Genomic DNA, 25252 nt, shown 5'->3' with positions numbered 1-25252 from the left:
CGCCTTTCACGCCCCATCCCATCGAGAACACTCGGAGAGGACAAAAAGTATGACCGTCGAGACCGTTTCCACGGCACCGATTGAAGGCCAGAAGCCCGGCACCTCCGGACTGCGTAAAAAGACGGCCGTGTTCATGCAGCCCGGCTATCTCGAGAATTATGTGCAGGCCGTGATCGAAGGCGTCGGCGGCGTCAAAGGGCGAACGATCGTCGTCGGCGGCGATGGCCGCTACTTCAACGACAAGGCTATCGGCATCATCCTGCGCATACTCGCTGCGAATGGAGCCGAGCGGGCGATCGTCGGCCAGAACGGTATGCTGTCGACTCCGGCCGCATCTAACATCATCCGCAAGCGCAAGACGTTCGGCGGGATTGTCCTCTCCGCGAGCCACAATCCCGGTGGCGAAGACGGCGACTTCGGCCTCAAGTTCAACATCTCGAATGGCGGCCCGGCACCGGAGGCGATCACGGACGCGATCTTCGCCAGCACGAAGTCCCTCAACGAATACCGCATCCTCAAGGATGCGGCGCCTTCTCTGGCGGCGCTCGGAGAAACGAGGCTCGGCGGCATGATTGTCGAGATCATCGACCCCGTCGCCGACTACGTTATCCTGATGGAAACGATCGTCGATTTCGACCGAATCCGGAAGCTTTTCGAGTCTGGATTCACCTTGCGGTTCGACGCTATGCACGCGATCACGGGACCCTATGCGAAGGCGATCATCGAAGGTATCCTCGGTGCGCCCGCCGGCACGGTCGTCAACGCCACTCCCCTTCCCGATTTCGGCGGCCATCATCCCGATCCGAACCCGGTCCATGCGGCGGAGTTGTTCCGTCTCATGTTCTCTTCCGACGCACCGGACATGGGCGCTGCTTCCGATGGTGACGGCGATCGCAACATCGTTCTCGGCCGCGGAATTTCCGTCTCTCCCTCCGATAGCCTCGCCGTGCTTGCCGCCAACATTCATCATGCCAAGGGCTATCGGAGCGGCCTGAAGGGAATCGCCCGATCCATGCCTACGAGCCGCGCCGCGGATCGCGTCGCCGAGAAGCTCAAAGTCGATCTGTTCGAGACGCCGACGGGATGGAAGTTCTTCGGCAACCTTCTCGATGCCGGTCGCGTGACGATCTGCGGCGAAGAGAGCGCCGGTACCGGGTCTGACCATGTGCGCGAGAAGGACGGCCTCTGGGCGATCCTGCTCTGGCTCGACATCGTGGCCGCGCGCGGACAATCCATCGCCGACATCGTCGCCGAACATTGGCGCACCTACGGACGCGACTTCTATACGCGTCATGACTACGAGGGCATCAGCACCGCAAGCGGCGACCAGCTCATGGCAGATCTTCGCGGCGCTCTGGAGACTCTGCCCGGTCGCAGCTTCGCGGGTCTCAAGGTCGCGAGCGCCGACGACTTCGCCTACGAGGATCCGACCGATGGGTCCGTGACCCGCCATCAGGGTGTACGGGTTTTGTTCGCCAATGACGCCCGCGCGGTCTTCCGCCTGTCCGGCACGGGCACGGAAGGCGCCACCTTGCGCGTCTATCTCGAAACCTTCGAGCCCGATCCTTCACGGCACGATCAGGATCCGCAGGACGTGCTCGCGGACGTCATCGCCGCGGCCGACGCCATCGCGGGAATTCGCGAACGGACAGGACGCACCGCTCCCGACGTCATCACCTGATGTCGAGCCGGAGGCATGCCGGCGACCTCGCACGTCACGCCGTCTGGCGTGGCGCCTCCGCGGGAGATCCCTCGTGGATCGCGCTTCTGATCATGCTGCGCAGTTCCGGCGTGTCCTGATGGTGATGGACGTTGACCGCGTGCATGACGGCAGCTTCCACCAACTCGTTCTCCGTGTCGGCTACAAGCGCCAGGCTGCACTTGATGTCGCTGGGCATCTCACGGCAATCGATGAATTTGCGTCCCATGTTCCGTCTCCCTTGAGGTTCAGAACCATGACCGGACGACCGGCTCACCGCCGCTCCGTAAGCGGGCGGCCGACCGCATGATACTCCAGATATGGTGGAGACACACTTGCAAGTGTGGACGCTGAAGCCGTCTGCGCGATGATCCTCGCGGGGAACCCGCCAAGCTTCAGGGCGTTCGAAGGATGGTCTTTGAAAAAGGAACGCCCCATGCGCCATCGCATTCTCGCCTCTCTTGCCTTTCTCGCCCTTCCTCTCGCCGCCTGCCAGACCGAACAGACCGCCGGCCCTGCAACGGCTGCCGCTGGCGGTGCAGTCGCGGGTGCGGTCGTGGGCGGGCCCGTCGGGGCGGCGGTGGGCGGTGTCGCCGGAGCTGCAGCCGGGGGCGTCCTCAGTGCCGCCGAGACGACGCGCGTGCGCACCTATATCGTCGCGCAGCGCCGGCCAACGATGCGTGTGTCGGAAGAGGTCGTCGTCGGTCAGCCCTTGCCGGAGCGCGTACGGCTCTTCCCCATCCCGGGCAGCGTCGGACTGCCGGCCAGCTACAGCTATACGGTCGTGAACGATCAGCGAGTGATCGTCGATCCGCAGACCCGGGAAGTGATTGAGATCATTCCTTAAGATGAACGACCCTGGAGGCACTTGTTACTCGAAGCCGTGCAGATCGGCCCGCGCCTCCAGGGGCCTCATGCGCTGGACGGCCGTAAAGGTGATGCGTATCCGAGCGATACGGTCCCGGTCCTGCGCCTTGCCAAGCCCGACCGGCGTATTGAGATAGGCGAAGCGTCCTTCGGACGTCGTGGGGTCGGTAAAGGCGACATGTTCGTGCCGTGCGCTTGCTTCGAACAGATTGAGGGCGCGAAGCTCCTCCTCCGACACGTCCACTTCGGCAATATAGCAATCGGCTCGGTCCCGCGCAGGTCGGATCTGTTCCAGAACCCTGTTCAGAAGATACGGCCATTCGCGAACCAGTTCGGGCATCCGAGCCTCCTCTGGACACGCTAACGCTCCGTAACGTCCACGGGTTCTCCTTTCATTCAGCTCTCCCCCACAATTGCCGCTCTCCACCGTTCGTATCGGCGACGATTGCTGACCAAGATCAGAGCTTCAACCTTGACGCCATAATGCTTGAAAACTCACGATGAAGACCTTGAGCTACCGATATTGATCTCCAAATCTTTCAATTCACAATTCGCGATACTGTCATTATTGAAACATATACATCAAGTGTGATCCAATACTTAGTTTAGAACGTTTCTATCTTTCAATTTTACTGTTGCCATGTGCATCCATTTCGGACTAGCCATCGCCCCATCACAGAATGGCTTGGAGTCATGAACATGAGATTGCGCGCTTTCGCGTTGGCGGCCCTTCTCGCCGGAACAACGCTCTGCCAGGGAGCGCGTGCCGACGCTCCTCAGCCCAAGGCGGTGGTCGACGCCTATATTTCGCTCGCCCAGTCCATGTATGGCGATGCCGCGAGCGGCGCGCGCGACCTTTCGAAAGCCGTCGACGCCTTCCTCGCCAACCCGACCGAGGAGACGCTGAACGCCGCGCGCGCGGCCTGGCGCAAGGCCCGCGTTTCCTATCAGCAGACCGAAGGATTTCGCTTCGGCAACAAGGCCATGGACGAAATCGAAGGCAGGGTGAATGCCTGGCCGCTCGACGAGGGCCTGATCGATTACGTCGATCCGAAGAGCTACGGCGAGACCTCCGACGAGAACCCGCTTTATCGGGCGAACGTCATCGCCAACAAGTCGATCCGCATCGGCAAGAAACAGGTCGATGCATCGAAGATCACGAAGAAGCTTCTGTCCGACACCCTGCAGGAGGCCGGCGGCGTCGAGGCCAACGTGGCCACCGGCTATCACGCCATCGAATTTCTGCTCTGGGGGCAGGATCTGAACGGCACCGGACCGGGTGCCGGCACGCGGCCGGCGACGGACTACTCCCTCCAGAACTGCACCCACGGCAATTGCGACCGCCGGCGCGACTATCTGAAGGCAGCGACGGATCTTCTTTTCGACGACCTAACCGAGATGGCGAAGGCATGGGACGGCAAGGGCAGGGCTCGTCAAGATCTCGCGAAGAAGAGCACCGGCGAGGGACTCGCCACCATTCTCACCGGCCTCGGCAGCCTGTCTTATGGCGAGCTCGCCGGCGAGCGCATGAAGCTCGGCCTCATCCTGCACGATCCGGAGGAAGAGCACGATTGCTTCTCCGACAACACGCACAATTCCCACTACAGCGATCAGATCGGCATGGTCGCGATCTACGAGGGCCGCTATACGCGCACGGACGGGAAGGTGGTGCAGGGGCCGAGCATGGCTGAATACGCCCGCGCCAAAGCGCCCGAAGAGGCTGCCAAGCTCGAAGCGGCCATGAAGAACACGACCGAGAAGCTCCGCGTCATCAAGGACCGCGCGGATTCGGGCAAAGAGGCGTATGACCAGATGATTGCCGAGGGGAATACCGAAGGCAACAAGGTGGTTCAGGACGGCGTCGATGCTCTCGTGGCACAGGCACGGGCTATCGAAGGACTGGTCAAGAAGCTCGGTCTGACGATCTCGGTCGAGGGTTCCAAGAGCCTCGACGATCCGTCCTCGGTGTCGAAGTAAGAGATGGGATATAACCGCAGGCAGATTCTGAAGGGTCTCGGCGCGGCGGCCTTGGCCACCGCGGCGGGCGGATCGAGCCTTCTGGCACGGCCTGCACCGATCGTCCTGCCGCGGCGCCCCCCCGTGCAAGGCGGACAGATCCACGACTGGCATTTCGCAGCGGCGGAACGGTCCATGCGGCTCCTCGGGCCGAACGGTCCGGAAAGCACCGTCTGGACCTATTCGGATGCCCTTTTGCCGGTGAAGCGTATCCGGCTCGGCGATACGATCAGGGCGCGGCTCGAGAACAGCCTCGGCGAGCATACGGCCATCCATTGGCACGGCATCCGCGTTCCTAACACCATGGACGGCGTGCCCTTCCTGACACAGCCACCTGTGATGAAGGGCGAGAGCTTTCTCTACGAATTCACGCCGCCGGATCCCGGTACCTTCTTCATCCATCCCCATTGCAACGAATCCGGCCAGACAGGGCGCGGGATGAGCGGCGTTCTGATCATCGAAGGCGACGAGCGCCGGCCCGCCGATGCCGATCTGGTCTTGGCCTATAAGGATTGGAGGCTGGCCGATGACGGCACTTGGTTGCCCTTCGAAACACCCGAGGGCGCAAGTCGCGCCGGCACCTATGGGACGATCCGCGCCGTCAACGGTATCGCGCCGCAGACGCAAGCCGTACCCGCTGGAGGCAACGTCCGTCTTCGCATCCTCAATCTCGACAGTACGCGCGTAATCGAGGTCGGCATCGATGGTGCGGAAGCTGCGATCATCGCCATCGACGGCAATGCGGTAACGCCGTTTCCACTCGAAACCTGGCGCATGGGGCCGGCCATGCGGATCGACGTCCTGGTTCGCGCACCCGGACCCGGCAAAACGTTCAAGGTCATCGACTATTTCTCTTCCGAACCCTGGACGCTCGCCACCTGCGCAGCGAACGGCCCGGCCCGGAAGGCCCGGGCGTTCGATCCCGCCATTCTCTACGAGGCCGCTATTCCCCGCGCCGACCTGCGCGACGCCGAGCGGATGAGCTTCAGCTTCAGCGCCGCGTCGGGATCCATCGCCGAAGCTGCCGCCGCATGGGCTCCGGACGATCCGCTCGCCAAGATTCTGCTCGACGGTCTTTGCGTGCGCGACACGTCGTTCTGGGCCATCAACAAGACCTCATGGGCAGCAGGCCAAAATCGCCAGCTTCCGCCTCCCCTTGGCCTCCTCAAGGCGGGCCAGTCCTACGTTTTCGAGCTGATGAACGCGACGCCGCACCATCATCCGATTCATCTGCACGGGCACACATTCGAAGTGCTGAGCACCTCGCGGTTGGAACGGCCGCGCCATTTCGCGGACACCGTGCTGCTGCAGCCCAAGGAGCGGATCGAGATTGCCTTCGTGGCCGCCCCCGGCAATTGGATGTTCCACTGCCACGTGCTGGAACATCTCGAATACGGCATGATGGGATACTTTCGGGTCGCATGATGAAGCGGCGCGCATGGCTGCGGGCATTGGTGGCGCTTCCGCTTCTGGCGCCCATCGGCGCCGCTGCTCTCGACGAAGTCATCGGCCGCGCCCTCTTCCGCCGCGCCTGGGTGCCCGCGCCCTCCTCCACGCACGCCAATGACGGCCTCGGGCCGCTCTTCAACGCGCGCTCCTGCGCCGCCTGTCACCACGATCTCGATCGCACGCCTGTGCAGACGAATGCGGATGGCGCCGTGTCGAGCGATCACCTCGTCCTGCGCTTCAGCGACGCCGCCGGAAACCCGGACCCGGTCTACGGGCGCCAGATGCAGAGTGCCGCCGTTGCCGGGGTCCGCGCGGAAGGCCGCGTGATGAAGACGGAGCAAGGGTATAAGCTGGATGGGTTAGCCTATGGGGATCTCGGACCGACCATTCGCATAGGCGCTCTGCAGGCTCCATCCTTACGTGGTCTCGGCGAACTCGAGACCGTTCCGGCCACGGCGATTGCAAAGATCGCGGCCGATAACGCGGGGCGGAGCGATGGCGTGCGTGGTCGCGTCAACTGGGTGACGGACGCGCAGGGCGCCCGGCAGGTGGGACGTTTCGGTTGGAAAGCCTCCCAGCCGACCCTCATGGCGCAAGTCGAAACCGCCTTTCTGCTCGATCTCGGCCTTTCGTCGAAAGGCCATCCGCTGCCCCAGGGCGACTGCACTGCAAGGCAGACGGAGTGCCTCGCGGCTCCCATGGGCGATCGCGACGGCGGTCCTGAGATCTCTCCGGACATCGTCTCGCGCATCGTCGCTTATCTGGCGGAAGTCGGGGCGCGTTCTGCAGTCGGTGGGAACAGCGCTGGTCTTGCCTCCTTCGAGGCCATCGGTTGCGCCGCCTGCCACCGCCCTAGCCTTCCCGGCACGCATGGCCCCGTCCAGGCCTTCACCGATCTCCTCCTGCATGATCTCGGTTCCGCTCTCGACGGTGGCGCGACGGAACCCGGCGTCGCTTCGACCGAGTGGCGGACCGCGCCCCTGTGGGGACTGTCCCGGACCCTTGCGAACGGGGCAGGCCTGATGCATGACGGACGCGCCCGGACGGTGGAAGACGCCATCGATCTTCACGGCGGCGAGGCTGCCTTCGCGAAGACACGTTTCAAGTCTTTACCGGAGGCGGAAAGGCGCCGCCTGATCGCCTTTCTCACATCCCTATGAGACGCTTCATGCGCATTAAGCTGATCGCCCCCCTGCTCTGCCTCTTCCTGACGGCCCCGGCTCTGGCCCAGGACAATACCGCCCGGCGAGACACGGCCCTGCGGGCGGCCCGAGACTTCGTCATCCCACGGTATGAAACGCTTGCCCAGGCGACGAAGGCCGAGCTGGAGGCCTGGACCCGCTTTTGCGCGGCGCCGAAGGCCGATGAGATCGGCGCGCTGAAGGACAGCTATCAAAAAGCAGCCGATGCCTGGTCCGGAATCGAATTCGTGCTCTACGGTCCGATCAGCACCGATTTCCGCTTCGAGCGCATGGCCCATTGGCCCGAACGCAAGAACGCCATCGGCCGCGGCCTGTCGAACGTTCTGGCGCGAAAAGGGTCCGAGGATCTGACACCGGGGCGGTTCGCGCAGACGAGCGCGGCCGTGCAGGGCTTTTCCGCCCTCGAACGACTTCTCTACGAGCCCAATGCGGCAACGGCCTTTACCAACGGTTCCGAGGAAGCCACACGGCGCTGTGGTGTCGCCGTGGCGATTGCCGGCAACCTCGCCCGTACCAGCACCCAGGTGCTCGACGAATGGACACGTCCGGACGGCGCGCTTGCCGCTCTCGAAAAGGGCGACGATGCCAAGATCGAGGAGGCCGCGACGCGGCTCTCGACGGATTATCTCGGTCTGTTCGACATCGTCGACGACCAGAAGCTCGGCGCCGTGATGGGCGACAGCGTGGACAATGTGAAGCCGACGCTCGCGGAGAGCTGGCGCAGCGGACGCTCCATGCGTGCCATTGCCATCAACCTCGAAGCTGCGGAAGCTCTGGGCCGAATCCTGGTCGACCCGTCGACAGACGAAGGCAATTCCCTCGGCTACGCGTTGCGCACGGCCCGCGGCATGGCGGAAACTGCGCCGGCCGACATCGGCAAGGCCGCCGCCGATCCGAAGGAAAGACGAAACCTGATCCTTCTGCGCGATGCCGTGCATTCGTTGCGCGAAACCGCGCAGAATGCCGTCACCACAGCGCTCGGAATTTCCTTGGGGTTCAATAGTCGTGACGGTGATTGATCGACGAACTTTTCTCGGTGCGCTTGGCGCCGCGGTTGCGGGCTCGTTCTATCCCAAACATGCCTTTGCAGCAGCCGAACGGCCCCTCTTCGTATCGGCGTGTTTCGAGGGTCAGAGTACGGCATCGGTGGCTGTGTTCTCCCTCGATGGTGAAATGCTGTTCAACACGCGGTTGCCTGATCGCGGACACGACATCGCTATCCGTCCCACCTCCGCGGATCTCGTTGTCTTCGCGCGACGCCCAGGAAATTGGGCTGCGATCATCGACCGTGGTTCAGGCCAGGTGCGCCACGTCGTGACGTCACCGGAGGGCCGGCATTTCTACGGTCACGGCGTATTCTCCGCCGAAGGACGCCTGCTCTACGCTACCGAAAATGAGATTGCGACTGGCAACGGCGTCCTCGGCATCTATGACGCGGAAAGCGACTATCGGCGGATCGGCGAGATGCCAAGTTTCGGCATCGGCCCACACGATCTCGCCTATCTGCCGGGGCACCGGCACATCGTGGTTGCAAACGGCGGCATCAGGACCAATCCGGAGACCGGACGCGAAATCCTCAACAAGGACCAGATGGAGCCGAGCCTCGCCATCGTCGATCCGACAAGCGAAAGCGTTCTGCTGAAGGTCGATCTTGGCTCCGATCTGAAGGGTCTGAGCATCCGTCACCTTGCCGTCTCGCCTCGCGGCGAGATCGTCTTCGGTTGCCAGTTCGAGGGCGACAAGTCTGAGATGCCGGCCCTGGTCGGCACCGTGACGCCCGACGGCAAGACGCGCTTTCTCGACATGCCGGACGATGCGCTCGACGCCATGAGGAACTATGTGGGCTCCGTCGCTCTCGATGCTTCCGGAACGATCGCAGCCGCAACGAGTCCGATCGGCAACACCATCGCGTTCTGGAAACTCGACACCGGAAGTTTTCTTGGCCGACGACGCATGTCGGACGTCTGCGGTGTCGTCGCGGCGCCGATGGATGGAGTCTTCCTCGCAACATCGGGCAATGCGGGGGTGAGCCTTGCCCCGGTCGCGACTGATCAGCTCAAGCCCCTCGGCGGAACGGACCTCGGACGCTGGGTCTGGGACAATCACGTCGTCTCGATCTAAAACCATACCTCTTGAGATCACGGGCCGGTGACACAGATCGGCTGCGAGAAGGAGATCGCAATGGAAAAGCGTCGTTTGGGCCGTTCCAACCTCATGGTCCCGCCATTCTGCCTCGGCGGAAACGTTTTCGGATGGACGGCGGACGAGCATATGTCGTTCCGTATCCTGGATGCCCTCGTCGAGGCCGGATGCAATTTTATCGACACTGCCGACGTGTATTCTCGGTGGGTTCCGGGACATGAGGGCGGCGAGTCGGAAGCCATCATCGGCAAGTGGATGAAAGCCCGCGGAAACCGCGATCAGATCATCATCGCCACCAAGGTCGGGTCGGAAATGGGCCCGAGCAAAAAGGGGCTTTCGAAGGCCCGCATCATGGCCGCCGTAGAGGAATCGCTCAAGCGACTCCAGACGACCTACATCGATCTTTACCAATCGCATCGGGACGATGCCGATACGCCGCAGGAAGAGACCTTGAGCGCCTATGCGGACTTGGTTGCGAGCGGCAAGGTCCGGGTCATCGGCGCGTCGAACTTCACCGCTGCACGCCTCAAGGAAGCGCTCGACATCAGTGCCCGTATGGGATTGCCCCGTTACGAGAGCCTACAGCCGCTCTACAACCTATCCGACCGCGCCGAATTCGAGCGCGAGTTGCGGCCTCTCTGCCTGGACAACGAAGTCGGGGTCATCCCCTATTACGGCCTCGCCAGCGGCTTCCTGACGGGCAAGTACCGGTCCGAAAAGGATTTCGGGAAAAGCGTCCGCGGAGCCAACATGGCGAAATATCTCAACGATCGCGGCTTGCGCATCCTCTCCGCACTCGATGAGATCGCCCTCCACCACAATGCAAGCCCGGCCCAGGTCGCGTTGGCCTGGTTGATGGCTCAGCCGGGCATCGCGGCTCCGATCGCGAGCGCTACCAAAGCCGAGCAACTCACCGAGCTGATCGGCGCAACGCGCCTGCAGCTCGACAAGGCAGCGCTGGACCAACTTGCCAAGGCGAGCGTGGCGGCGACGTGAGCCTTTACTGGGGGGACTTCTCCGGCAGGTCGTCGAGGCGGCGGTAGAGTTCCGCAATCTTGGTCTGCGGCCTTGGGCATCTCTTCGTGCGAGCGATGTCATCAAGGACGCCGTTGCGGTTACGAAGAGCATCGATCTCGACCCGCTCCGGCGACTTCGGGTCCATGAAGAAGAGCGCGGGCCAGAAAAGCACCACTCCGGTTACGCCGAGGATCGCGTTCTTTGCATTGGCGGAGTCCTTCTCACGAACGGTCGCCACGATCTGTCGCTCGTTCGCCTCGAATTCTCGTGCAACGGACGCACAATCCAGGCCGTGATCTCCGATATTCGTCACGGCGACGGGCTTGGCTTCGCGGCCGCCGCAGCCGCACAGTCCGATAAGAAGAGCGAACCCTATCGCCCATCCGTAAACAATCCGCCGATCCATAATGTCCTTGGCCTCTCCTGACCTAGCCACGGATCATTATGTCATATTGTTTCGATTCGATAGGGCACGTTGCGCTCACCTGCTCCATGTGCAGGAGGCAGCCTAAAAACGGGTCGGTTCCTGCTGAGGAGCCGACCTTCCACTCGTCATCTGCTTTCGGTGATGGCGGAGCAGGTCCCATCCGTCGGCCAATATTCTAGCAGCCCGTGCAGATCCCGCGTTTCAGGCGCTGGTTGATATCCCGGTCACGGCGATTCAGCCGCTCATTCCGCTCATTCGGCGACATCTCGGCCGGATCGGTCGGCTGACGGGAGCCTGCGATTCCCGGCCTCGTAGTGCCTGTCGTGCTTGGACTGGCTCCGCTGCTGCCTTGGGTTCCCGGTGGCGGCAGGGGCGCCGTCTGGGCGTTGGGAGCAGATCCCGGAGAGGTCGTGCCAGGCGTGACGCCCGGAGAGCCGGAGCCCATTCCACCAGTGGCCCCCGTCGCTCCGCCGGAGCCGACGCCACCGCTCGAGCCGCTGCCTGCTCCGCCTCCAGAGCTGCCGCCGCCCTGGGCCATCGCAGCACCAGCCAGGACAAGACTGGCAAGGACGGCCGTCGTAGCAAGATATTTCATGGTTCCTCCGGGACACTGCCTCCAGAGTTCAACGTCACAAGTTGGCCGAGGTTTCGCTCACCGGCGCCAAATGGTCAGGCTTACAGGTCCCTTGGGGTCGAGAATCTGTCGTTGTCCCGGCCTCAGGCCTTTGTTGGCCAGGATGGCCTCAGCGCTTGCACCGCTCTCGCATGCTGAAAACAGCACTGTGCCGCCCGGAATGCGGACGCCCTCCGCGCGGGTAAGATGAAAGGCCGTGTAGCCGATCCCCAGGAACAGGTCGAAAACTCGCCGCCCACCGGGAACGGCCACCCTTCCGCCCTCCGGAAGGATCGTATTGACGGCCTCGTTCCATACGAGACCTTGCGGATTCCACCACCAACCGTCGCTGCGCCTCTCGAGATCTGCGACCGACGACGACACCACGACGCGGAGCCGCCCGCGCGGGTTTGGATGCGCCTCGTGGCCCAGGCGCCCGAGAACCGTCGCGGCCGAGCGATCAAGCTCCGCCTGAAAATAGGCCCAATCCGCCTCGCTCCGGAGTGCCTCCGGCATCCGCCCCTCGGCATCGGCGATGCGGTCGTCATCGGACACGATGGCGTAACCGTGAATTTCGATCATCGGTCGGCTCCTCGACCACGGGTGATGGCTGCGATCATGAGGATGCCGAGCACGACCGCGTTCAGGATGTGCCACAGAAAATGGGTTCCGATCGGCAGCGTCGGGCAAAGGGCCTGATCCATGGAGCGGAACACGAGGGACATCGCGAACACGCAGGCCGCCGCAAGAAGAGCCCTCCCCACAGCACCCTCCCCCTTGCGCAGGCAAAGCACGCCCACGACAAGAAGCGCTGCCGCGGCAGGAAGATAGCCGACGGAGCCATTAAGGGTGAAGTTGGGAAAAATGCTGTTCCAGAGCCTCTCGAACGACATGTTGAAGACCACGAACGCGGCGGTAACCGCGATGGCCGCCGTTGTCCCAAGTCCGAGATAGCGGCGCATGGCGAGAAGAAAGTAGCTGTAGATGAAGACGGCGATCGGCAGGACATCGGCAAGCAGTGCCCAGCGTTCCGCGACCGTGTGGAACAGAAAGCTCCCGATGCCGACAATGGCCGTCACGACGATCAGCCAAAGCGATCCGCCATCGCTGCCACCCGCCCTTCGCCATCGCACGAAGGCATAGGCAGCCGCCACCAGGAAGGCGGCGTTCGTCACCGCGTTCAGCGGCTCGGACCAGAAACTGGCATCGATCCGCTCGCAATAGTTGTCGACGGCGGCAAACCAGGAGGCAGCCATGACGGCATCCGTGTTGATGATTTCCGGTTTCACCTTGCCAGCCCGGGGCGAACATCCGATGAAACGGGAGAATGAGGCAGAAGTGAGCGAGGAACGATGAGGATCGCAACGTGGAATGTGAATTCCATCAAGCAGAGATTGGAGCATCTCGCCACCTTCGTGAAGAGCGCCGAGCCGGACATCGTCTGTCTCCAGGAATTGAAATGTGTGGACGAGGCCTTTCCCCGCGCTGAAGTGGAAGCCCTGGGCTACAACGTCGTCACGCATGGCCAGAAGGCCTATAACGGCGTGGCGATCCTCTCCAAGCGCCCGCTCGAGGACGTGCGCCAGGGTCTCCCCGGCGACGAGAACGATGAACAGGCCCGTTACCTTGAGGGAATCGTCTCCACGGATACCGGGGTGGTGCGGGTCGCCTCCATCTACCTGCCCAACGGCAACCCCATCGGCACGCCGAAATTCGACTATAAGCTCGCCTGGATGGACCGACTGACCGCCCACGCGCGCAAGCTTCTCGTCCTGGAGGAGCCCGTGGTGCTCTGCGGCGACTACAACGTCATCCCGGAACCCAAGGATGCTGCCGATCCCGCGGCATGGCTCAACGATGCGCTCTACCAGCCGGAAAGCCGAGCCAAGTTCCGCGAACTCCTGAATCTCGGTTTCGGCGATGCCGTGCGGGCCTGCAACGACCAGCCGGGCCTCTATTCCTTCTGGGACTATCAGGCCGGTGCCTTCCAGCGGAACAACGGCATCCGGATCGACCATCTGCTCCTATCGCCGCAGGCGCAAGACAGGCTCAAGTCCGCCTCGATCCGCCGGGAGGTACGCAGCTGGGACAAACCTTCGGACCACGTCCCGGTGATGGTCGACCTGGACATCGACTAAGGCACTCTATGGTTTGGCGGTGACGGATGCAGTGGCGACTGAGCGCGGCCTAATGCCGTGACTGCATGTATTGTTCGAGGAGGGCCAGAGCGAGCTTGCGGTCGCTTTCCGAGGCATTCTCGAAGGCATCGTCGTAGAGCTTGCCGATCCACTGGTCCTTTGCGGGATCGCTCGACTCGCGGGCGAGCGTCAACCACATCAGTCCCCGGGCCCGTTGCCGCGGAACGCCCTGCCCGGTGATCAGCAGATGGCCGAGAACGGCCTGGGATGGATGGTGTCCCTTTTCAGCGGCGAGATTCAGCCAGCGTGCCGCGAGACGGACATCTTTCTCGACACCGGTACCCTCGAGATAGAGACGAGCCAGATTGTACTGCGCGTTCGAGTCGCTGAAATAGGAGGCAGCGTAGTTGAACATCTCCACCGCCCGCGCTGGGTTGGCGGCGACATAGCTCCCCTTGATCCCATCGAGAAAATAGGTGCCGAGCGCCACGAAGGCGCTGGAAATGACCGACGCGTTCGGAGAATCGGGACTCTCGTCCGCATTCTGATCCGCGAGCTTGGAGAAATACTCGAAGGCTTTGAGGTCGTCGTGCTGCACGCCGTCGCCATCAGCATACATGCGACCGAGCTTCCAGAGCGCAAGCGTGTGCCCTTGACCTGCCGCATATTCTAGCGCCTGAGCCGCGCCGAGCTTGTCCCCGGCGTTATAGTCGCGCATGCCGGTCCGCAGCGCCTCACGGACCGAGCCATATTTCGTGGCTGGCGTCAGCGGCTGCGGACGCGGTGCGGCATCGAGCGCGAGAGCCGCGCCCGGGGCCAGGACAACCGCCCCGATGAAGGCGGCAATAAAGCTAGATGTCCGCATAGGCTTCTTTTTCTGCAGCGCCGCCGGGATGGGTGACTGCCCCGTCCCGCGCAGACCCTACGGTTTGTGCATATTTCCAAAGGTAGCCGGAGGTGGCATCGGTCTCGCGGGACCGCCAAGCGGCCCGGCGGCGAGACAGTTCCTCCTCGGAGAGTTCCACGTCGATAGTGCCCCGAATCGCGTCGATGGCGATGACGTCGCCATCCTGCAGGAGGCCGATCGGCCCACCCGTCGCGGCTTCCGGCCCCACATGCCCGATGCAGAAGCCGCGGGTAGCACCGGAGAAGCGCCCGTCCGTGATCAGAGCGACCCGATCGCCCATGCCCTGGCCGTAGAGCGCCGCCGTCGTCGAGAGCATCTCACGCATGCCGGGGCCGCCTTTCGGCCCCTCGTAGCGGATCACCAGAACCTCGCCCTCTTTGTAGCGGCGATGGGAGACGGCCTCGAAGCAGGCTTCCTCACCGTCGAAGACGCGCGCTGGTCCGCGAAAGGTTTGCTTCTCTGCCGGAATGCCGGCGACCTTCACGATCGCTCCGTCCGGGGCGAGATTGCCCTTGAGACCGACAACGCCGCCGGTCGGCGTGATCGGCTTGTCGGCGGGCTTGACGACATCCTGATCAGGATTCCATTTCACCCCGGCGAGGTTCTCCGCCATGGTGCGGCCGGCCACCGTCATCACGTCGCCGTGCATGAAGCCGTTGTCGAGCAGGGTCTTCATGAGAAGCGGGATGCCGCCGGCCTCGAACATGTCCTTTGCCACATAGCGGCCGCCCGGCTTCAGGTCGGCGATGTAGGGCGTACGCCGAAAAATCTCCGCGACATCGAAGAGATCGAACTTGAGGCCCGCTTCATGGGCGATGGCCGGAAGATGCAAGGCCGCATTCGTCGAACCGCCGGAAGCGGCAACGACCGTTGCGGCATTCTCCAACGCCTTGCGGGTCACGATATCGCGCGGCCGGATGTTCCTGGCGATGAGCTCCATCACCTTCTCGCCGGCCATGGCGCAGAACCGGTCGCGGATTTCATAAGGTGCCGGCGCTCCCGCCGAATAGGGCAATGCAAGGCCGATGGCCTCGGACACCGTCGCCATGGTGTTGGCGGTAAACTGCGCACCGCATGCGCCGGCAGACGGACAGGCGACCTGTTCCAACTCGGTCAGGTCCTCGTCCGACATCTCGCCGACCGAGTATTTGCCGACCGCCTCGAACAGATCCTGGACGGTGACCTGCCGGCCGCGGAAGGAACCTGGAAGGATCGAGCCGCCATAGATGAAGATCGAGGGCACGTTGAGGCGGACCATCGCCATCATCATGCCCGGCAGGGACTTGTCGCACCCGGCCATGCCCACCAGCGCATCGTAGCAGTGACCGCGCATGGTCAGCTCGACCGAATCCGCGATGACTTCACGGGATGGGAGCGAGGACTTCATGCCCTGGTGACCCATCGCCATGCCGTCGGTCACAGTGATGGTGCAGAATTCGCGTGGGGTGCCGGCAGCAGCGGCTACACCCTTCTTGACTGCCTGCGCCTGGCGCATCAGCGAAATGTTGCAGGGCGCGGCCTCGTTCCAGCAGGTGGCGACGCCGACGAGCGGCTGAGCGATCTGCTCTCGGGTCAGGCCCATCGCATAAAGGTAGGAGCGATGCGGAGCGCGAGTCGGTCCCTCCGTCACATGACGGCTGGGCAATCGCGACTTGTCGATCCGACGCGCATCCATAATTTGTGCTCTTCCCCGCTCAGCCTTTCACCCTAGTTACCAAAGGTTACGGAACTAAAGTGATCTGCCACGCGCCGCGCCGGAGACGCAACAACTCCCGAAAGCAAAAGCCAAAGAGGCTTAATGCCTTGCTTTCCGTCAGTCGCTTTGCCTTAAACCGTTGGCTTAGAAGCAGTTTAGCCTACGTTCATCAGGTGAGCTTCGTTTATGGCGGCATCTTGGCGGAGCTTGGGCCAAGATGGGCATCATCAGGAAGCTTTGAGGGTGTTGCAACGCCGCAACATTTTTGAGACGGAATTCTCTTCATTCGAGATCCGTTCGAAGCAATTTTCTTCGACTTTCGAATGAACCCCGAGCCGTCACCGCGCCTTCAGGCGACGGTGCTCGAAAGTCACGATTCGCTACATCCGGAAGACGCCGAACCTGGTCTCCGGAACGGGAGCATTGAGAGCCGCCGAAAAGGCGAGCGCGAGAACCCGGCGCGTCTCGGACGGCAGGATGATGCCGTCGTCCCAGAGGCGGGCGGTGGCGTGATAGGGGCTCCCTTCCTCCTCGTACTTGCGGCGGATCGGTTCCTTGAAGGCATCCTCCTCCTCGGCGCTCCAGGCCTTGCCTTCCGCCTCGAGGTTGTCCCGCCGCACGGTGGCGAGAACGCTGGCTGCCTGCTCGCCACCCATCACGGAAATCCGTGAATTCGGCCAGGTGAACAGGAACCGCGGGGAATAGGCACGGCCGCACATGCCGTAATTGCCGGCGCCGAACGAGCCACCGACCAGAAGCGTGATCTTCGGAACCTGTGCGCAGGCGACCGCCGTCACGAGCTTCGCGCCGTCCTTGGCGATCCCGCCGGCTTCATATTGGCGGCCGACCATGAAGCCCGAGATGTTCTGCAGGAAGAGTAGCGGAATGCGCCTCTGGCAGCACAGTTCGATGAAGTGGGCACCCTTCAGGGCACTCTCGGAAAACAGGATGCCGTTATTGGCAATGATGCCGACCGGCGTGCCCCAGATCCGCGCGAAGCCGGTCACGAGGGTCGTGCCGTAGAGACGCTTGAACTCGTCGAATTCGGAGCCGTCCACCAGCCGCGCGATCACCTCGCGGATGTCGTACTGCTTCTTCAAGTCCGTCGGCACGATGGCATCGAGATCCTCGATCGCATATTTCGGCTCGACCGGCTCCGCGAGATCGATGTCGATGCTCTTGCGTGTATTGAGCGTCCCGACGATGCGGCGGACGATGGCCAGCGCATGCACGTCGTCGGTAGCGTAATGATCCGCGACGCCCGACTGGCGCGCATGAACGTCGGCGCCGCCGAGATCTTCCGCGGAGACGACCTCGCCGGTCGCCGCCTTCACCAGGGGCGGACCGCCGAGAAAGATCGTGCCCTGCCTCCGGACGATGATGGTCTCGTCCGACATCGCCGGCACATAGGCGCCGCCGGCTGTGCAAGATCCCATTACGCAGGCGATCTGTGGGATGCCGAGAGAGGAGAGCGTCGCCTGATTGTAGAAGATCCGGCCGAAATGATCGCGGTCCGGAAACACCTCGGTCTGATGCGGAAGGTTCGCACCGCCGGAATCGACCAGATAGATACACGGCAGCCGGTTCTCCCGCGCGATTTCCTGAGCGCGCAGGTGCTTCTTCACCGTCATCGGATAGTAGGTGCCGCCTTTGATCGTCGAGTCATTGCAGACGATCATGACCTCGCGGCCGGCGACACGCCCGATGCCGGTGATGATTCCGGCTCCATGGATCGCGTCGTCGTACATGCCGTGCGCCGCAAGGCCGCCGAGTTCCAGGAATGGCGTGCCGGGATCGAGCAGGCGCGTCACGCGCTCCCGCGGAAGGAGCTTTCCTCGAGCGAGATGCCTCTCGCGCGCCTTGGCGGGTCCGCCGTCGGCAACAGCCGCGCGCTTCTCCGCAAGCTCACGCGACAAGCCCGCCCAAGCCTCCCGGTTCGCGCGGGCGGCATCAGAGGTCAGATCGGCGGATGTGGCGATGACAGGCACGTCGTCGGCCTCCCCTGGCTGAGGCCCCGGAGGGATCGGGGGCACGATGGCAAGCGCCCGGCGCGGCCCGGACCATTCCGGCACCGCGCGGTGCAGCTACAATCGGCCTATTAGCCCTTGGCGCGAATGACAACCCGCTCGCGAACGGCGGGACCGGATGGGCACCGATAAGCGAAACCGCGCACAAGCAGCCAGTCGTTCGAGCGCTTCTCGAGGTAAAGGTGAGTCCCGCCCAGAGCGACCGTCGCTTCGAGCATCGCTTGTGTGGCCGAGCCGAAGCCCGGAGTGGTGGGAACGCTCGGACTGACTTCGGCGAGTCGGGTACAGAAGCGGATATCGGCGGGGGAATCGACGATGTGGATAGTTTCAGTCGGAGTGGGGGTATAGGAGCAAGCCGAAGCGGTTAGGGCGACGAGGGAAGCGAGAAGCGCGCGATGCATGGATTATCCGCCGATGATCAACCGTTCTGACAAGCTTAGAGCATGAAGCGCGCTTGAGAAGGAGGCCGTCCGCCTCCGAGCCCCGAAACCCCGCCTCAGTTGCCAGAAAGCAACGGCATTTCCGCCCTTGCGGTAGGCCCGAAGATATCCTTGAAAGTCCTGCGCATCACCGCATCGACCTCGGGCATCGTCACCGGGATCCCCAGATCGACCAGGCTCGTGACGCCATGCTGGCGGACGCCGCAAGGAACAATTCCCGAAAAATGGTCAAGATCAGGATCCACGTTGAGACTGATGCCGTGAAAGCTCACCCAGCGCCGGACACGAATGCCGATGGCGGCGATCTTGTCCTCGACCCCCTCCCCCTTTTCCGGCCGGCGGACCCAGACTCCGACCCGGTCCTCCCGCCGCTCGCCGCATACGTTGAAATCGGACAGGGTCGCGATCAGCCAGGCTTCCAGAGCCGCCACATAGCGCCGGAGATCCGGCTGGCGCCGCTTCAGGTCGAGCATCACATAGGCGACCCGCTGGCCCGGCCCGTGATAGGTGTATTGTCCGCCCCGGCCGGTCTGGAAAACCGGAAAACGATCAGGCTCGACAAGATCGGACGATTGTGCGGAGGTCCCGGCGGTATAGAGCGGCGGATGCTCGACAAGCCAGACCATTTCCGGCGCCCGCCCCTCGGCGATGGCGGCGGCCCGCGCCTCCATAAACGCGACGGCCTCCTCATAACCGGTCAAACCCTCAGCAATCGACCAGGCAACCGGTGGTGCTTCGTCCACGGCCAGAAAGGTGTCCGCCAGATTGTCGCGCAGGCTCTGCACAAGGTCCTCACTTCAAGGGAGAGATGGGCTCGTTGTGGTCCTTTCACCAGCCCCAGGTCAACCGTCACTTTCCCGGTGGACGAACCCGATCGGGGTCGCTATAGGAGGCCCGTCCAGCCGGCAATCTTCCTCAGCGGAACAGCCTTTTCGGCACCCTTGAGAAGACTTCGACGGATGGGCTTGCGGTGGCGCAATCGATCTTGTATAGCCACCGCCTCGCCAGGGGAAACAACCCTGGCACGAAGGTTTCGCGGTCGTGGCGGAATTGGTAGACGCACTACCTTGAGGTGGTAGCGGGGAGACCCGTGGAGGTTCGAGTCCTCTCGACCGCACCAAACCTTCGGACAGGCCTTCGGGCCTCTTAAAAAAGGTCCCGCTCGCGGGGCCTTTTTTGTTGCCCGGTTGCGGTTGTCATGGGGGTGTGAAACCGGTTCACTAGGCCGTATTCGAATCTTTCTTCCACCGGCGCGCTCCTGAACCGGCTCGATCGATTTCTCAGGAACCGCCGCCAACCGACTCGCTTTCCTCGGTCTTCAAGGCGCACTGGCCGATTCAGGCGCGTCTGAATGGCTGTCGATTCTCTTCTAGGGACAGGCTCATGCAGGACGTCGAAAATAGGACGCCGCCCTCTCCTTCCGGCGACGCCACGGACCCGTTGAGCTTCCGCGACGAGAACGAGGAGATCAATCCGGCCTTCGTGGAGAGCGTCGCCGAGGCGATTCACGCCGGCGATGCGGAGCGCCTCCGTCAACAGGTCGAGGATTTTCACGAATCCGATCTCGGCGACCTGCTGGAAGCCCTCGATCCTGAGGACCGGCCGCGTCTGATCGAACTCCTTGGATCGGCCTTCGACTTCGCGGCACTGACGGAAGTGGACGATTCCGTCCGCGAGGAGATTCTCGAAGAACTTGAAACGCAGACGGTCGTCGAGGGCGTGCGCGAACTCGACCATGACGATGCGGTCTACATCCTCGAAGACCTCAACGAGGAAGCCAAGGCCGAGATTCTCGACCAGCTCCCGGCCGTGGAGCGCATCGCTCTGCAGCGCGCACTCGAATATCCGGAAGGCTCCGCCGGCCGGCGCATGCAGACGGAGCTCATCGCCGTGCCGCCCTTCTGGACGGTGGGTCAGACCATAGACTTCATGCGCGATACCGAGGATCTACCCGATACCTTCTACGAGATCTTCGTCATCGATCCGGCCGGCCATCTCCTTGGTGCCGTGCCGCTCGACCGGCTCCTGCGCAGCAAGCGGCCGATCACGATCGAAGTGATCATGAACGACGAGCCGGACCGGGTGGAGGCGACCGAAGACCAGGAAGAGGTCGCGCGCCTGTTCGAGCGCTACAATCTCGTCTCCGCGGCGGTGGTCGACGAATCCAACCGACTCGTCGGCGTCATGATGGTCGACGACATCGTCGACGTCCTCGAAGAGGAAGCGGATGCCGACATCAAGGCGCTCGGCGGCGTGAAGTCGGACGAGGAACTCTCGGACACCATCTTCTACATCCAACGCAGCCGCTTTCCGTGGCTCTTCGCCAACATGTGCACGGCGCTGGTTGCGGCCAACGTGATCAATCTCTTCGAGGAATCTCTTGAGCGGATGGTCGCGCTGGCGATTCTCATGCCCATCGTGGCGTCCATGGGTGGGAATGCTGGAACGCAGACCATGACGGTGGCAGTCCGCGCTCTTGCGACCCGGGAGCTCGGGCGTGCGAATGCCTGGCGCATCATCCGGAGAGAGGCCGTGGTGGGCGTTCTCAACGGGGTCACCTTCGCGGTTATCATGGGCCTCATCGCTGCGCTCTGGTTCCAGACGGCACAGATCGGACTGGTGATTGGGCTCGCCATGATCAGCGTGCTGTTCTTTGCGGCGCTCGGCGGCATCTTCGTGCCCCTCGCCCTCAACCGATTCGGGGTCGATCCTGCCGTTTCCTCTGGGCCTTTCGTGACGAGCATCACGGATATCGTCGGCTTCTTCTCGTTCCTGGGGATCGCGACCCTCTGGTTCGGTCTCTGAGGACGGGTCTGCGACGCACCGGCTGCTTAGTCCCTGGCTCTTTGGAGGGACTGTGCGCTCAAGCTGTAGACAAGTTCCCCAAAGGCGTATCTTTTTCTGTCGTGGGCGACATCTATCAAGGGTCCGTTAAGGACTTTGGGGCATCGCTCATAGGGTCCAACAGTTGCGTATTTTCTGATTGATCCCGATGACGCGCCGCACATCCCGCCGCTCGAAAACCCGACGGATCACGCCCTTGGCCGTGGCTCGCTTCATAGCTGTGTCCACGCTCGCCATGGGGCTGGCCTCCTGCGCGATCGCACCCTCCAGCCGCTATCCGATGAAGAGCGACGCGAAGCCCCATGAGGGCGTCGCCTCGGCGCATCGTCTGCCGATCCATGGGGTCGACATTTCCAAGTGGCAGGGCAAGGTCGATTGGGCGGCCCTGCGCCAGGCCGGAACCAAGTTCGCCTTCATCAAGGCGACTGAGGGCGGCGACCACGTAGACAACCGGTTCCTGGAGAACTGGTGGGGCGCCAAGAATGCCGGCGTTCCGCGCGGAGCCTATCACTTCGTCTATTGGTGCCGGCCGGCCCATGAGCAGGCCATGTGGTTCAAGAAGAACGTTCCGCAGGATCCGGATGCCCTGCCCCCAGTTCTCGATGTGGAGTGGAACGGCGAATCCGTGAACTGCCCACGCAAGGTGCCGCGCGAGCAGGCACTTGCGATGATCGATGTGCTTCTCAAGGAGATGCAGGCCCATACGGGCAAGCGGCCGATCATTTATACGGACATCACCTTCCACAAAGAGATCCTGGAAGGGGAATTCAACGACTATCCCTACTGGATCCGCAGCGTCGCGGCCGAACCGCAGGAACGCTACAGTGATCGTCGCTGGACCTTCTGGCAGTTCACGACGACCGGCCGGGTGCCCGGCGTCTCCGGCGACGTGGACCGCAACACCTTCTACGGCACCGAGAACCAGTGGCGGATGTTCGTCCAGAGCGCCTGCGACCCGCGCGATCACCAGCGCCTCAAGTCTGCCGGGTTCTGCCGTGACATGGATCCGGTTCAGACGGCTAGCGTCGGCGAGTGAGATTTTAAGTTCAAAGAGATCTGTGCTGATAGTGCCGATCAGTAATCCTGATCGGCTGTCTCATTCGATGCTCGATGAGCAAGCATGGAGACGCATTGGCGAACTCCATTTGCAACGTTTCAACCTCGCGTTGCCGTAAGGTAACAGATCTCCGAAAACTCTTCTTCCGAAAGCGTTTGAGAGTGGAAGGCTAGGCTTTTCCTCTTAATACTCCCGCGCCCGGGAGAATAACTGATTTGCTCCTCGGCATCGTTGAGGAGGCAGCATGGCTCACCGTTTCGACCGTCACGGACCCACAGCGGGCTTTGTACCTGTTCTCGACCGTGAACGGCGCCCCCCCCGTATCGCCCTTCTCCTCATGTCGGTCTCTGCTGCGGCTCTGCTCTACGCCTGCCCTGCAGGGGCGCAGACCTATACGTGGGTGCCCGGAAGCGGCATCTGGGGGAATCCGTTCTACTGGGAAGAGGGGGTTGTTCCCGACTCCCCAACGGCGACTGCACTTTTCCGCAACCCGGCTGCGGCCTATGGCGTCTTCCTGAACGGCTCCTACTCCATTAATCAGGTGATTTTCGAGGGAGGCGGCCCCGCTGGGGCCCGGTACGTCGTCAGCGTGGGAAGCCTGACCTTTGCGGGCATTGCGCCAGGCCTGACATTTGGCGCAGCGGCGCCCGGCGTTCGAACGGCCGAATTTGCCGCCGATGTCCCCCTCACACTCCTGAGCACCACAACTTTCAACGGCACTGCGCCAACGTCACTTTTCTATGTCGGCGGCCCGATGGGCGGACCGGGCGGCCTCACCAAGCTCGGACCGGGGGTGCTCGAACTCGGCGCCGCGAACGTTTATACCGGCGGGACGAGCATTCAGGGCGGAACGCTCCGGCTGTCCGGTGCGGGAACTCTGCCTAGCACCGGAGCTGTGTCCATTAACACCGGGGCAACACTCGATCTTGGAACAGCACCAGACCAGACAATCAGCAGCCTCAGCGGGTCCAGCGGTTCAATGATCAACCTCGGTTCTCGCCGCCTGACGGTTGGGGATCCGCTAAACACGACCTTTGCCGGAGGCATCGTCGGCACGGGTGGCGGACTGATGAAGCAGGGCACTGGCACCCTGACGCTGACCGCGTCCAACAGCTACACCGGCGGCACGATCGTCAACAGTGGCGCCCTTGTTGCCGCCGCGAGCGGAGCGTTGGGTACGGGTACGGTCACGGTAAACGGCGACACGGCCTCCCTGAGCTATGACGGCGCCGGCGTGACGGCCGCTGCCGCGCCGATCATTCTCAACGATTCGAGCAGGCTGAGCTTCGGCAACGGCGCCAGTGCCGGTTCGGCGACCATCACCATCGCGGCGGATGCAACGCCCAGCCTCGGCGCCGGCTTGGTCTTCACCCAGACCTCCACCGCCGGCAATGCTCAGATCAGCAATGCCCTGGCGCCCGCCTATAACGGCGTGACGTTCCGTGGCAGCAGCAGCGCCGGGTCGGCAACGATCCAGAACAGCAACGGCAGCGTCACCAGCTTCCAGAACACCAGCAGCGCTGCTTCGGCCACCATCACCAATCTCGGCAATGGCGCCACCTTCTTCGACGGAAGTTCGAGCGCCGGGTCGTCCGTCATCACCAATCAGGCCACCGGACGGACCTATTTCTCGTTCAACGCCTCCGGCGGCAACGCGCGGATCATCAACAATGCCGGCGGCACCCTCGACATTTCCGGCCTGACCAGCGCTGGCACCACCCTCGGCTCCATCGAGGGCGCCGGAACCTTCGCCCTGGGCACAAAGGCCCTGACGGTCGGCTTCAACGGCCTGACCACCACCGTCTCCGGCACCATCAGCGGGGCCGGCGGTTCGCTGACCAAAGTCGGCACCAGCACGCTGACCCTGTCGGGAGCCAACACCTATAGCGGCGGCACGAGCGTGCTGACCGGCACGCTCGAGATTCAAAATGCCGCAGCGCTCGGCTCGGGCGGCGTTACCTTGAACGGCGGCCAGCTGCGCTCCACCATCGCCGGCACCGCAACCCTGGCCAATCCGCTCAGCATCACCAATGTCGGCGTTCTGACCGTCGCGCCAAACCAGACCCTCAACATCAACCTCGCCAACGTCGCCGATGGCGCCACCGTGATGCTGGGCTCGGCCTCTGACACCGGCACCCTCGTCGCCACCGGCTCTGCCATCGCCGCCGGCTCCTCCACCGTCGAGATCAATGGCGGCACCGTCCGCGCCGGCAGCGTACAACTGCCCACCCTGCTGGCCGCAGCCCGAAGAACCACCATCGCCGGCGGTGCTACCCTCGACCTGGCGGGTTATGGGGCCACGATCCGGGATCTGTACGGCACAGGCACGCTCACCGGCAGCGGCAGCCTGCAGATCGCCGGCGGCGACTTCGACGGCCGCCTCACCGGGGCGGTCGGGTTGGACAAGATCTCGGCCGATCCGCTCAACCTCGATGGTGTCTCCACCTATACCGGCCCAACGACCGTCCGGGCGGGCTATCTGGGGGTGAATGGTTCGCTGGTGTCTGCGGTCAGCGTGCTCAACAATGCCGCGCTCGGCGGCTCGGGCACGATCGGCGGGCTTGCCGTGCAGGGCGGCGGCACGGTGGCGCCGGGCAACTCGATCGGCACGCTGTCGGTCAATGGCAACGTCTCCTTTGCGCCCGGTTCGGTCTATGCGGTCGAGATCAACGCCGCCGGTCAAAGCGACCGCCTCGCCGCCACCGGCACCG

At 63.1% G+C, this 25252-nt stretch carries 23 protein-coding genes and 1 tRNA gene; 13 read left to right on the top strand and 11 right to left on the bottom strand.

All coding sequences use genetic code 11. The annotated features are described in order from the left end of the window. Positions 1–49 precede the first annotated feature (49 nt). Entirely contained in the window at positions 50–1681 is a 1632-nt protein-coding gene (locus tag K9B37_RS21090) for an alpha-D-glucose phosphate-specific phosphoglucomutase (RefSeq protein ID WP_224315511.1), read from the top strand. A gap of 34 nt (positions 1682–1715) precedes the next feature. Here K9B37_RS21090 and K9B37_RS21085 read toward each other — a convergent pair whose 3' ends face one another. Then, the gene (locus K9B37_RS21085; RefSeq protein WP_224315510.1) at positions 1716–1928 is read right to left on the bottom strand and encodes a DUF1059 domain-containing protein; all 213 of its coding nucleotides are present in this window, start codon (positions 1926–1928) and stop codon (positions 1716–1718) included. 207 nt (positions 1929–2135) lie between these two features. Here K9B37_RS21085 and K9B37_RS21080 point away from each other — a divergent pair, with 207 nt between their 5' ends. Continuing rightward, a complete protein-coding gene (locus K9B37_RS21080) occupies positions 2136–2546 on the top strand; it encodes a DUF1236 domain-containing protein (protein ID WP_224315509.1) in 411 nt (136 codons plus the stop codon). Positions 2547–2570: 24 nt separating this feature from the next. Here K9B37_RS21080 and K9B37_RS21075 read toward each other — a convergent pair whose 3' ends face one another. After that, entirely contained in the window at positions 2571–2906 is a 336-nt protein-coding gene (locus tag K9B37_RS21075) for a hypothetical protein (protein WP_224315508.1), read from the bottom strand. Between the two features lie 359 nt (positions 2907–3265). On the opposite strand from K9B37_RS21075, the gene K9B37_RS21070 reads away from it, so the two are divergent. The 6 genes from K9B37_RS21070 to K9B37_RS21045 are packed head-to-tail and all read left to right on the top strand — an operon-like array spanning position 3266 to position 10371. After that, positions 3266–4543 carry an imelysin family protein gene (locus K9B37_RS21070; RefSeq protein WP_224315507.1) on the top strand — a complete coding sequence of 426 codons (1278 nt, stop codon included), beginning with the start codon at positions 3266–3268 and terminating at the stop codon, positions 4541–4543. Between the two features lie 3 nt (positions 4544–4546). Beyond that, positions 4547–6007, top strand: coding sequence for a multicopper oxidase family protein (locus tag K9B37_RS21065; protein ID WP_224315506.1), 1461 nt, complete (start codon positions 4547–4549; stop codon positions 6005–6007). Then, positions 6004–7191, top strand: a complete 1188-nt coding sequence (locus K9B37_RS21060; RefSeq protein ID WP_224315505.1) for a di-heme oxidoredictase family protein — start codon at positions 6004–6006, stop codon at positions 7189–7191. The genes K9B37_RS21065 and K9B37_RS21060 overlap by 4 nt, the downstream gene beginning before the upstream one ends. A gap of 8 nt (positions 7192–7199) precedes the next feature. Beyond that, positions 7200–8252, top strand: coding sequence for an imelysin family protein (locus K9B37_RS21055; RefSeq protein WP_224315504.1), 1053 nt, complete (start codon positions 7200–7202; stop codon positions 8250–8252). Further along, positions 8239–9354: a DUF1513 domain-containing protein gene (locus K9B37_RS21050; protein WP_224315503.1), complete on the top strand. Its 1116-nt coding sequence runs from the start codon at positions 8239–8241 to the stop codon at positions 9352–9354. Before K9B37_RS21055 ends, K9B37_RS21050 begins: the two co-directional genes overlap by 14 nt. 60 nt (positions 9355–9414) lie before the next feature. Beyond that, positions 9415–10371 carry an aldo/keto reductase gene (locus K9B37_RS21045; RefSeq protein ID WP_224315502.1) on the top strand — a complete coding sequence of 319 codons (957 nt, stop codon included), beginning with the start codon at positions 9415–9417 and terminating at the stop codon, positions 10369–10371. A 4-nt stretch (positions 10372–10375) separates the two neighbouring features. On the opposite strand, the gene K9B37_RS21040 is transcribed toward K9B37_RS21045, so the two are convergent. The 4 genes from K9B37_RS21040 to K9B37_RS21025 all read right to left on the bottom strand — a co-directional run bounded on the left by K9B37_RS21040 (position 10376) and on the right by K9B37_RS21025 (position 12688). Then, the gene (locus K9B37_RS21040) at positions 10376–10798 is read right to left on the bottom strand and encodes a hypothetical protein (protein ID WP_224315501.1); all 423 of its coding nucleotides are present in this window, start codon (positions 10796–10798) and stop codon (positions 10376–10378) included. Between the two features lie 196 nt (positions 10799–10994). Further along, the gene (locus K9B37_RS21035; protein WP_224315500.1) at positions 10995–11414 is read right to left on the bottom strand and encodes a hypothetical protein; all 420 of its coding nucleotides are present in this window, start codon (positions 11412–11414) and stop codon (positions 10995–10997) included. A gap of 57 nt (positions 11415–11471) precedes the next feature. Beyond that, positions 11472–12014, bottom strand: a complete 543-nt coding sequence (locus tag K9B37_RS21030) for a dihydrofolate reductase family protein (RefSeq protein WP_224315499.1) — start codon at positions 12012–12014, stop codon at positions 11472–11474. Further along, positions 12011–12688, bottom strand: coding sequence for a ceramidase domain-containing protein (locus K9B37_RS21025; protein ID WP_224315498.1), 678 nt, complete (start codon positions 12686–12688; stop codon positions 12011–12013). The genes K9B37_RS21030 and K9B37_RS21025 overlap by 4 nt, the downstream gene beginning before the upstream one ends. 96 nt (positions 12689–12784) lie before the next feature. Here K9B37_RS21025 and xth point away from each other — a divergent pair, with 96 nt between their 5' ends. Then, positions 12785–13570 carry an exodeoxyribonuclease III gene (xth, locus tag K9B37_RS21020; RefSeq protein ID WP_224315497.1) on the top strand — a complete coding sequence of 262 codons (786 nt, stop codon included), beginning with the start codon at positions 12785–12787 and terminating at the stop codon, positions 13568–13570. Positions 13571–13619: 49 nt separating this feature from the next. Here the strand turns inward: xth and K9B37_RS21015 are convergent, their stop codons facing one another. The 5 genes from K9B37_RS21015 to lipB all read right to left on the bottom strand — a co-directional run bounded on the left by K9B37_RS21015 (position 13620) and on the right by lipB (position 19425). Beyond that, positions 13620–14435, bottom strand: a complete 816-nt coding sequence (locus tag K9B37_RS21015; RefSeq protein ID WP_224315496.1) for a tetratricopeptide repeat protein — start codon at positions 14433–14435, stop codon at positions 13620–13622. Then, entirely contained in the window at positions 14422–16152 is a 1731-nt protein-coding gene (gene ilvD / locus K9B37_RS21010) for a dihydroxy-acid dehydratase (protein WP_224315495.1), read from the bottom strand. The genes K9B37_RS21015 and ilvD overlap by 14 nt, the downstream gene beginning before the upstream one ends. Before the next feature lie 401 nt (positions 16153–16553). Then, positions 16554–18161 carry a carboxyl transferase domain-containing protein gene (locus K9B37_RS21005; RefSeq protein ID WP_224315494.1) on the bottom strand — a complete coding sequence of 536 codons (1608 nt, stop codon included), beginning with the start codon at positions 18159–18161 and terminating at the stop codon, positions 16554–16556. A 110-nt stretch (positions 18162–18271) separates the two neighbouring features. Continuing rightward, on the bottom strand, positions 18272–18601 hold the full coding sequence (locus K9B37_RS21000; RefSeq protein ID WP_224315493.1) for a hypothetical protein: 330 nt from the start codon (positions 18599–18601) through the stop codon (positions 18272–18274). Positions 18602–18696: 95 nt separating this feature from the next. Continuing rightward, positions 18697–19425, bottom strand: a complete 729-nt coding sequence (lipB, locus tag K9B37_RS20995) for a lipoyl(octanoyl) transferase LipB (RefSeq protein WP_224315492.1) — start codon at positions 19423–19425, stop codon at positions 18697–18699. A 250-nt stretch (positions 19426–19675) separates the two neighbouring features. Between lipB and K9B37_RS20990 the strand changes: the two genes are divergently transcribed. The 4 genes from K9B37_RS20990 to K9B37_RS20975 all read left to right on the top strand — a co-directional run. Further along, positions 19676–19760 (top strand) — tRNA-Leu (locus tag K9B37_RS20990). Positions 19761–20023: 263 nt separating this feature from the next. Next, a complete protein-coding gene (gene mgtE / locus K9B37_RS20985) occupies positions 20024–21445 on the top strand; it encodes a magnesium transporter (RefSeq protein ID WP_224315491.1) in 1422 nt (473 codons plus the stop codon). 274 nt (positions 21446–21719) lie between these two features. After that, positions 21720–22520 carry a glycoside hydrolase family 25 protein gene (locus K9B37_RS20980; protein WP_224315563.1) on the top strand — a complete coding sequence of 267 codons (801 nt, stop codon included), beginning with the start codon at positions 21720–21722 and terminating at the stop codon, positions 22518–22520. Positions 22521–22785: 265 nt separating this feature from the next. Continuing rightward, positions 22786–25252 (top strand): beta strand repeat-containing protein (locus K9B37_RS20975; protein ID WP_224315490.1); only part of this gene is annotated, 2467 nt, incomplete at its 3' end.

Origin of the sequence: Microvirga puerhi (assembly GCF_020089865.1) — a bacterium.
Taxonomy (GTDB): domain Bacteria; phylum Pseudomonadota; class Alphaproteobacteria; order Rhizobiales; family Beijerinckiaceae; genus Microvirga; species Microvirga puerhi.
Note: the sequence above shows the minus strand (reverse complement) of the source record. Positions and strands in the feature narration are given on the sequence as shown.

What these genes read in the sequence shown, in the direction of transcription:
- K9B37_RS21090 (WP_224315511.1), top strand. Translation starts at nt 50, where the DNA reads ATGACCGTCGAGACCGTTTCCACGGCACCGATTGAAGGCCAGAAGCCC.
- K9B37_RS21085 (WP_224315510.1), bottom strand. Translation starts at nt 1,928, where the DNA reads ATGGGACGCAAATTCATCGATTGCCGTGAGATGCCCAGCGACATCAAG.
- K9B37_RS21080 (WP_224315509.1), top strand. Translation starts at nt 2,136, where the DNA reads ATGCGCCATCGCATTCTCGCCTCTCTTGCCTTTCTCGCCCTTCCTCTC.
- K9B37_RS21075 (WP_224315508.1), bottom strand. Translation starts at nt 2,906, where the DNA reads ATGCCCGAACTGGTTCGCGAATGGCCGTATCTTCTGAACAGGGTTCTG.
- K9B37_RS21070 (WP_224315507.1), top strand. Translation starts at nt 3,266, where the DNA reads ATGAGATTGCGCGCTTTCGCGTTGGCGGCCCTTCTCGCCGGAACAACG.
- K9B37_RS21065 (WP_224315506.1), top strand. Translation starts at nt 4,547, where the DNA reads ATGGGATATAACCGCAGGCAGATTCTGAAGGGTCTCGGCGCGGCGGCC.
- K9B37_RS21060 (WP_224315505.1), top strand. Translation starts at nt 6,004, where the DNA reads ATGATGAAGCGGCGCGCATGGCTGCGGGCATTGGTGGCGCTTCCGCTT.
- K9B37_RS21055 (WP_224315504.1), top strand. Translation starts at nt 7,200, where the DNA reads ATGCGCATTAAGCTGATCGCCCCCCTGCTCTGCCTCTTCCTGACGGCC.
- K9B37_RS21045 (WP_224315502.1), top strand. Translation starts at nt 9,415, where the DNA reads ATGGAAAAGCGTCGTTTGGGCCGTTCCAACCTCATGGTCCCGCCATTC.
- K9B37_RS21040 (WP_224315501.1), bottom strand. Translation starts at nt 10,798, where the DNA reads ATGGATCGGCGGATTGTTTACGGATGGGCGATAGGGTTCGCTCTTCTT.
- K9B37_RS21035 (WP_224315500.1), bottom strand. Translation starts at nt 11,414, where the DNA reads ATGAAATATCTTGCTACGACGGCCGTCCTTGCCAGTCTTGTCCTGGCT.
- K9B37_RS21030 (WP_224315499.1), bottom strand. Translation starts at nt 12,014, where the DNA reads ATGATCGAAATTCACGGTTACGCCATCGTGTCCGATGACGACCGCATC.
- K9B37_RS21025 (WP_224315498.1), bottom strand. Translation starts at nt 12,688, where the DNA reads ATGGCTGCCTCCTGGTTTGCCGCCGTCGACAACTATTGCGAGCGGATC.
- xth (WP_224315497.1), top strand. Translation starts at nt 12,785, where the DNA reads ATGAGGATCGCAACGTGGAATGTGAATTCCATCAAGCAGAGATTGGAG.
- K9B37_RS21015 (WP_224315496.1), bottom strand. Translation starts at nt 14,435, where the DNA reads ATGCGGACATCTAGCTTTATTGCCGCCTTCATCGGGGCGGTTGTCCTG.
- ilvD (WP_224315495.1), bottom strand. Translation starts at nt 16,152, where the DNA reads ATGGATGCGCGTCGGATCGACAAGTCGCGATTGCCCAGCCGTCATGTG.
- K9B37_RS21000 (WP_224315493.1), bottom strand. Translation starts at nt 18,601, where the DNA reads ATGCATCGCGCGCTTCTCGCTTCCCTCGTCGCCCTAACCGCTTCGGCT.
- mgtE (WP_224315491.1), top strand. Translation starts at nt 20,024, where the DNA reads ATGCAGGACGTCGAAAATAGGACGCCGCCCTCTCCTTCCGGCGACGCC.
- K9B37_RS20980 (WP_224315563.1), top strand. Translation starts at nt 21,720, where the DNA reads ATGGGGCTGGCCTCCTGCGCGATCGCACCCTCCAGCCGCTATCCGATG.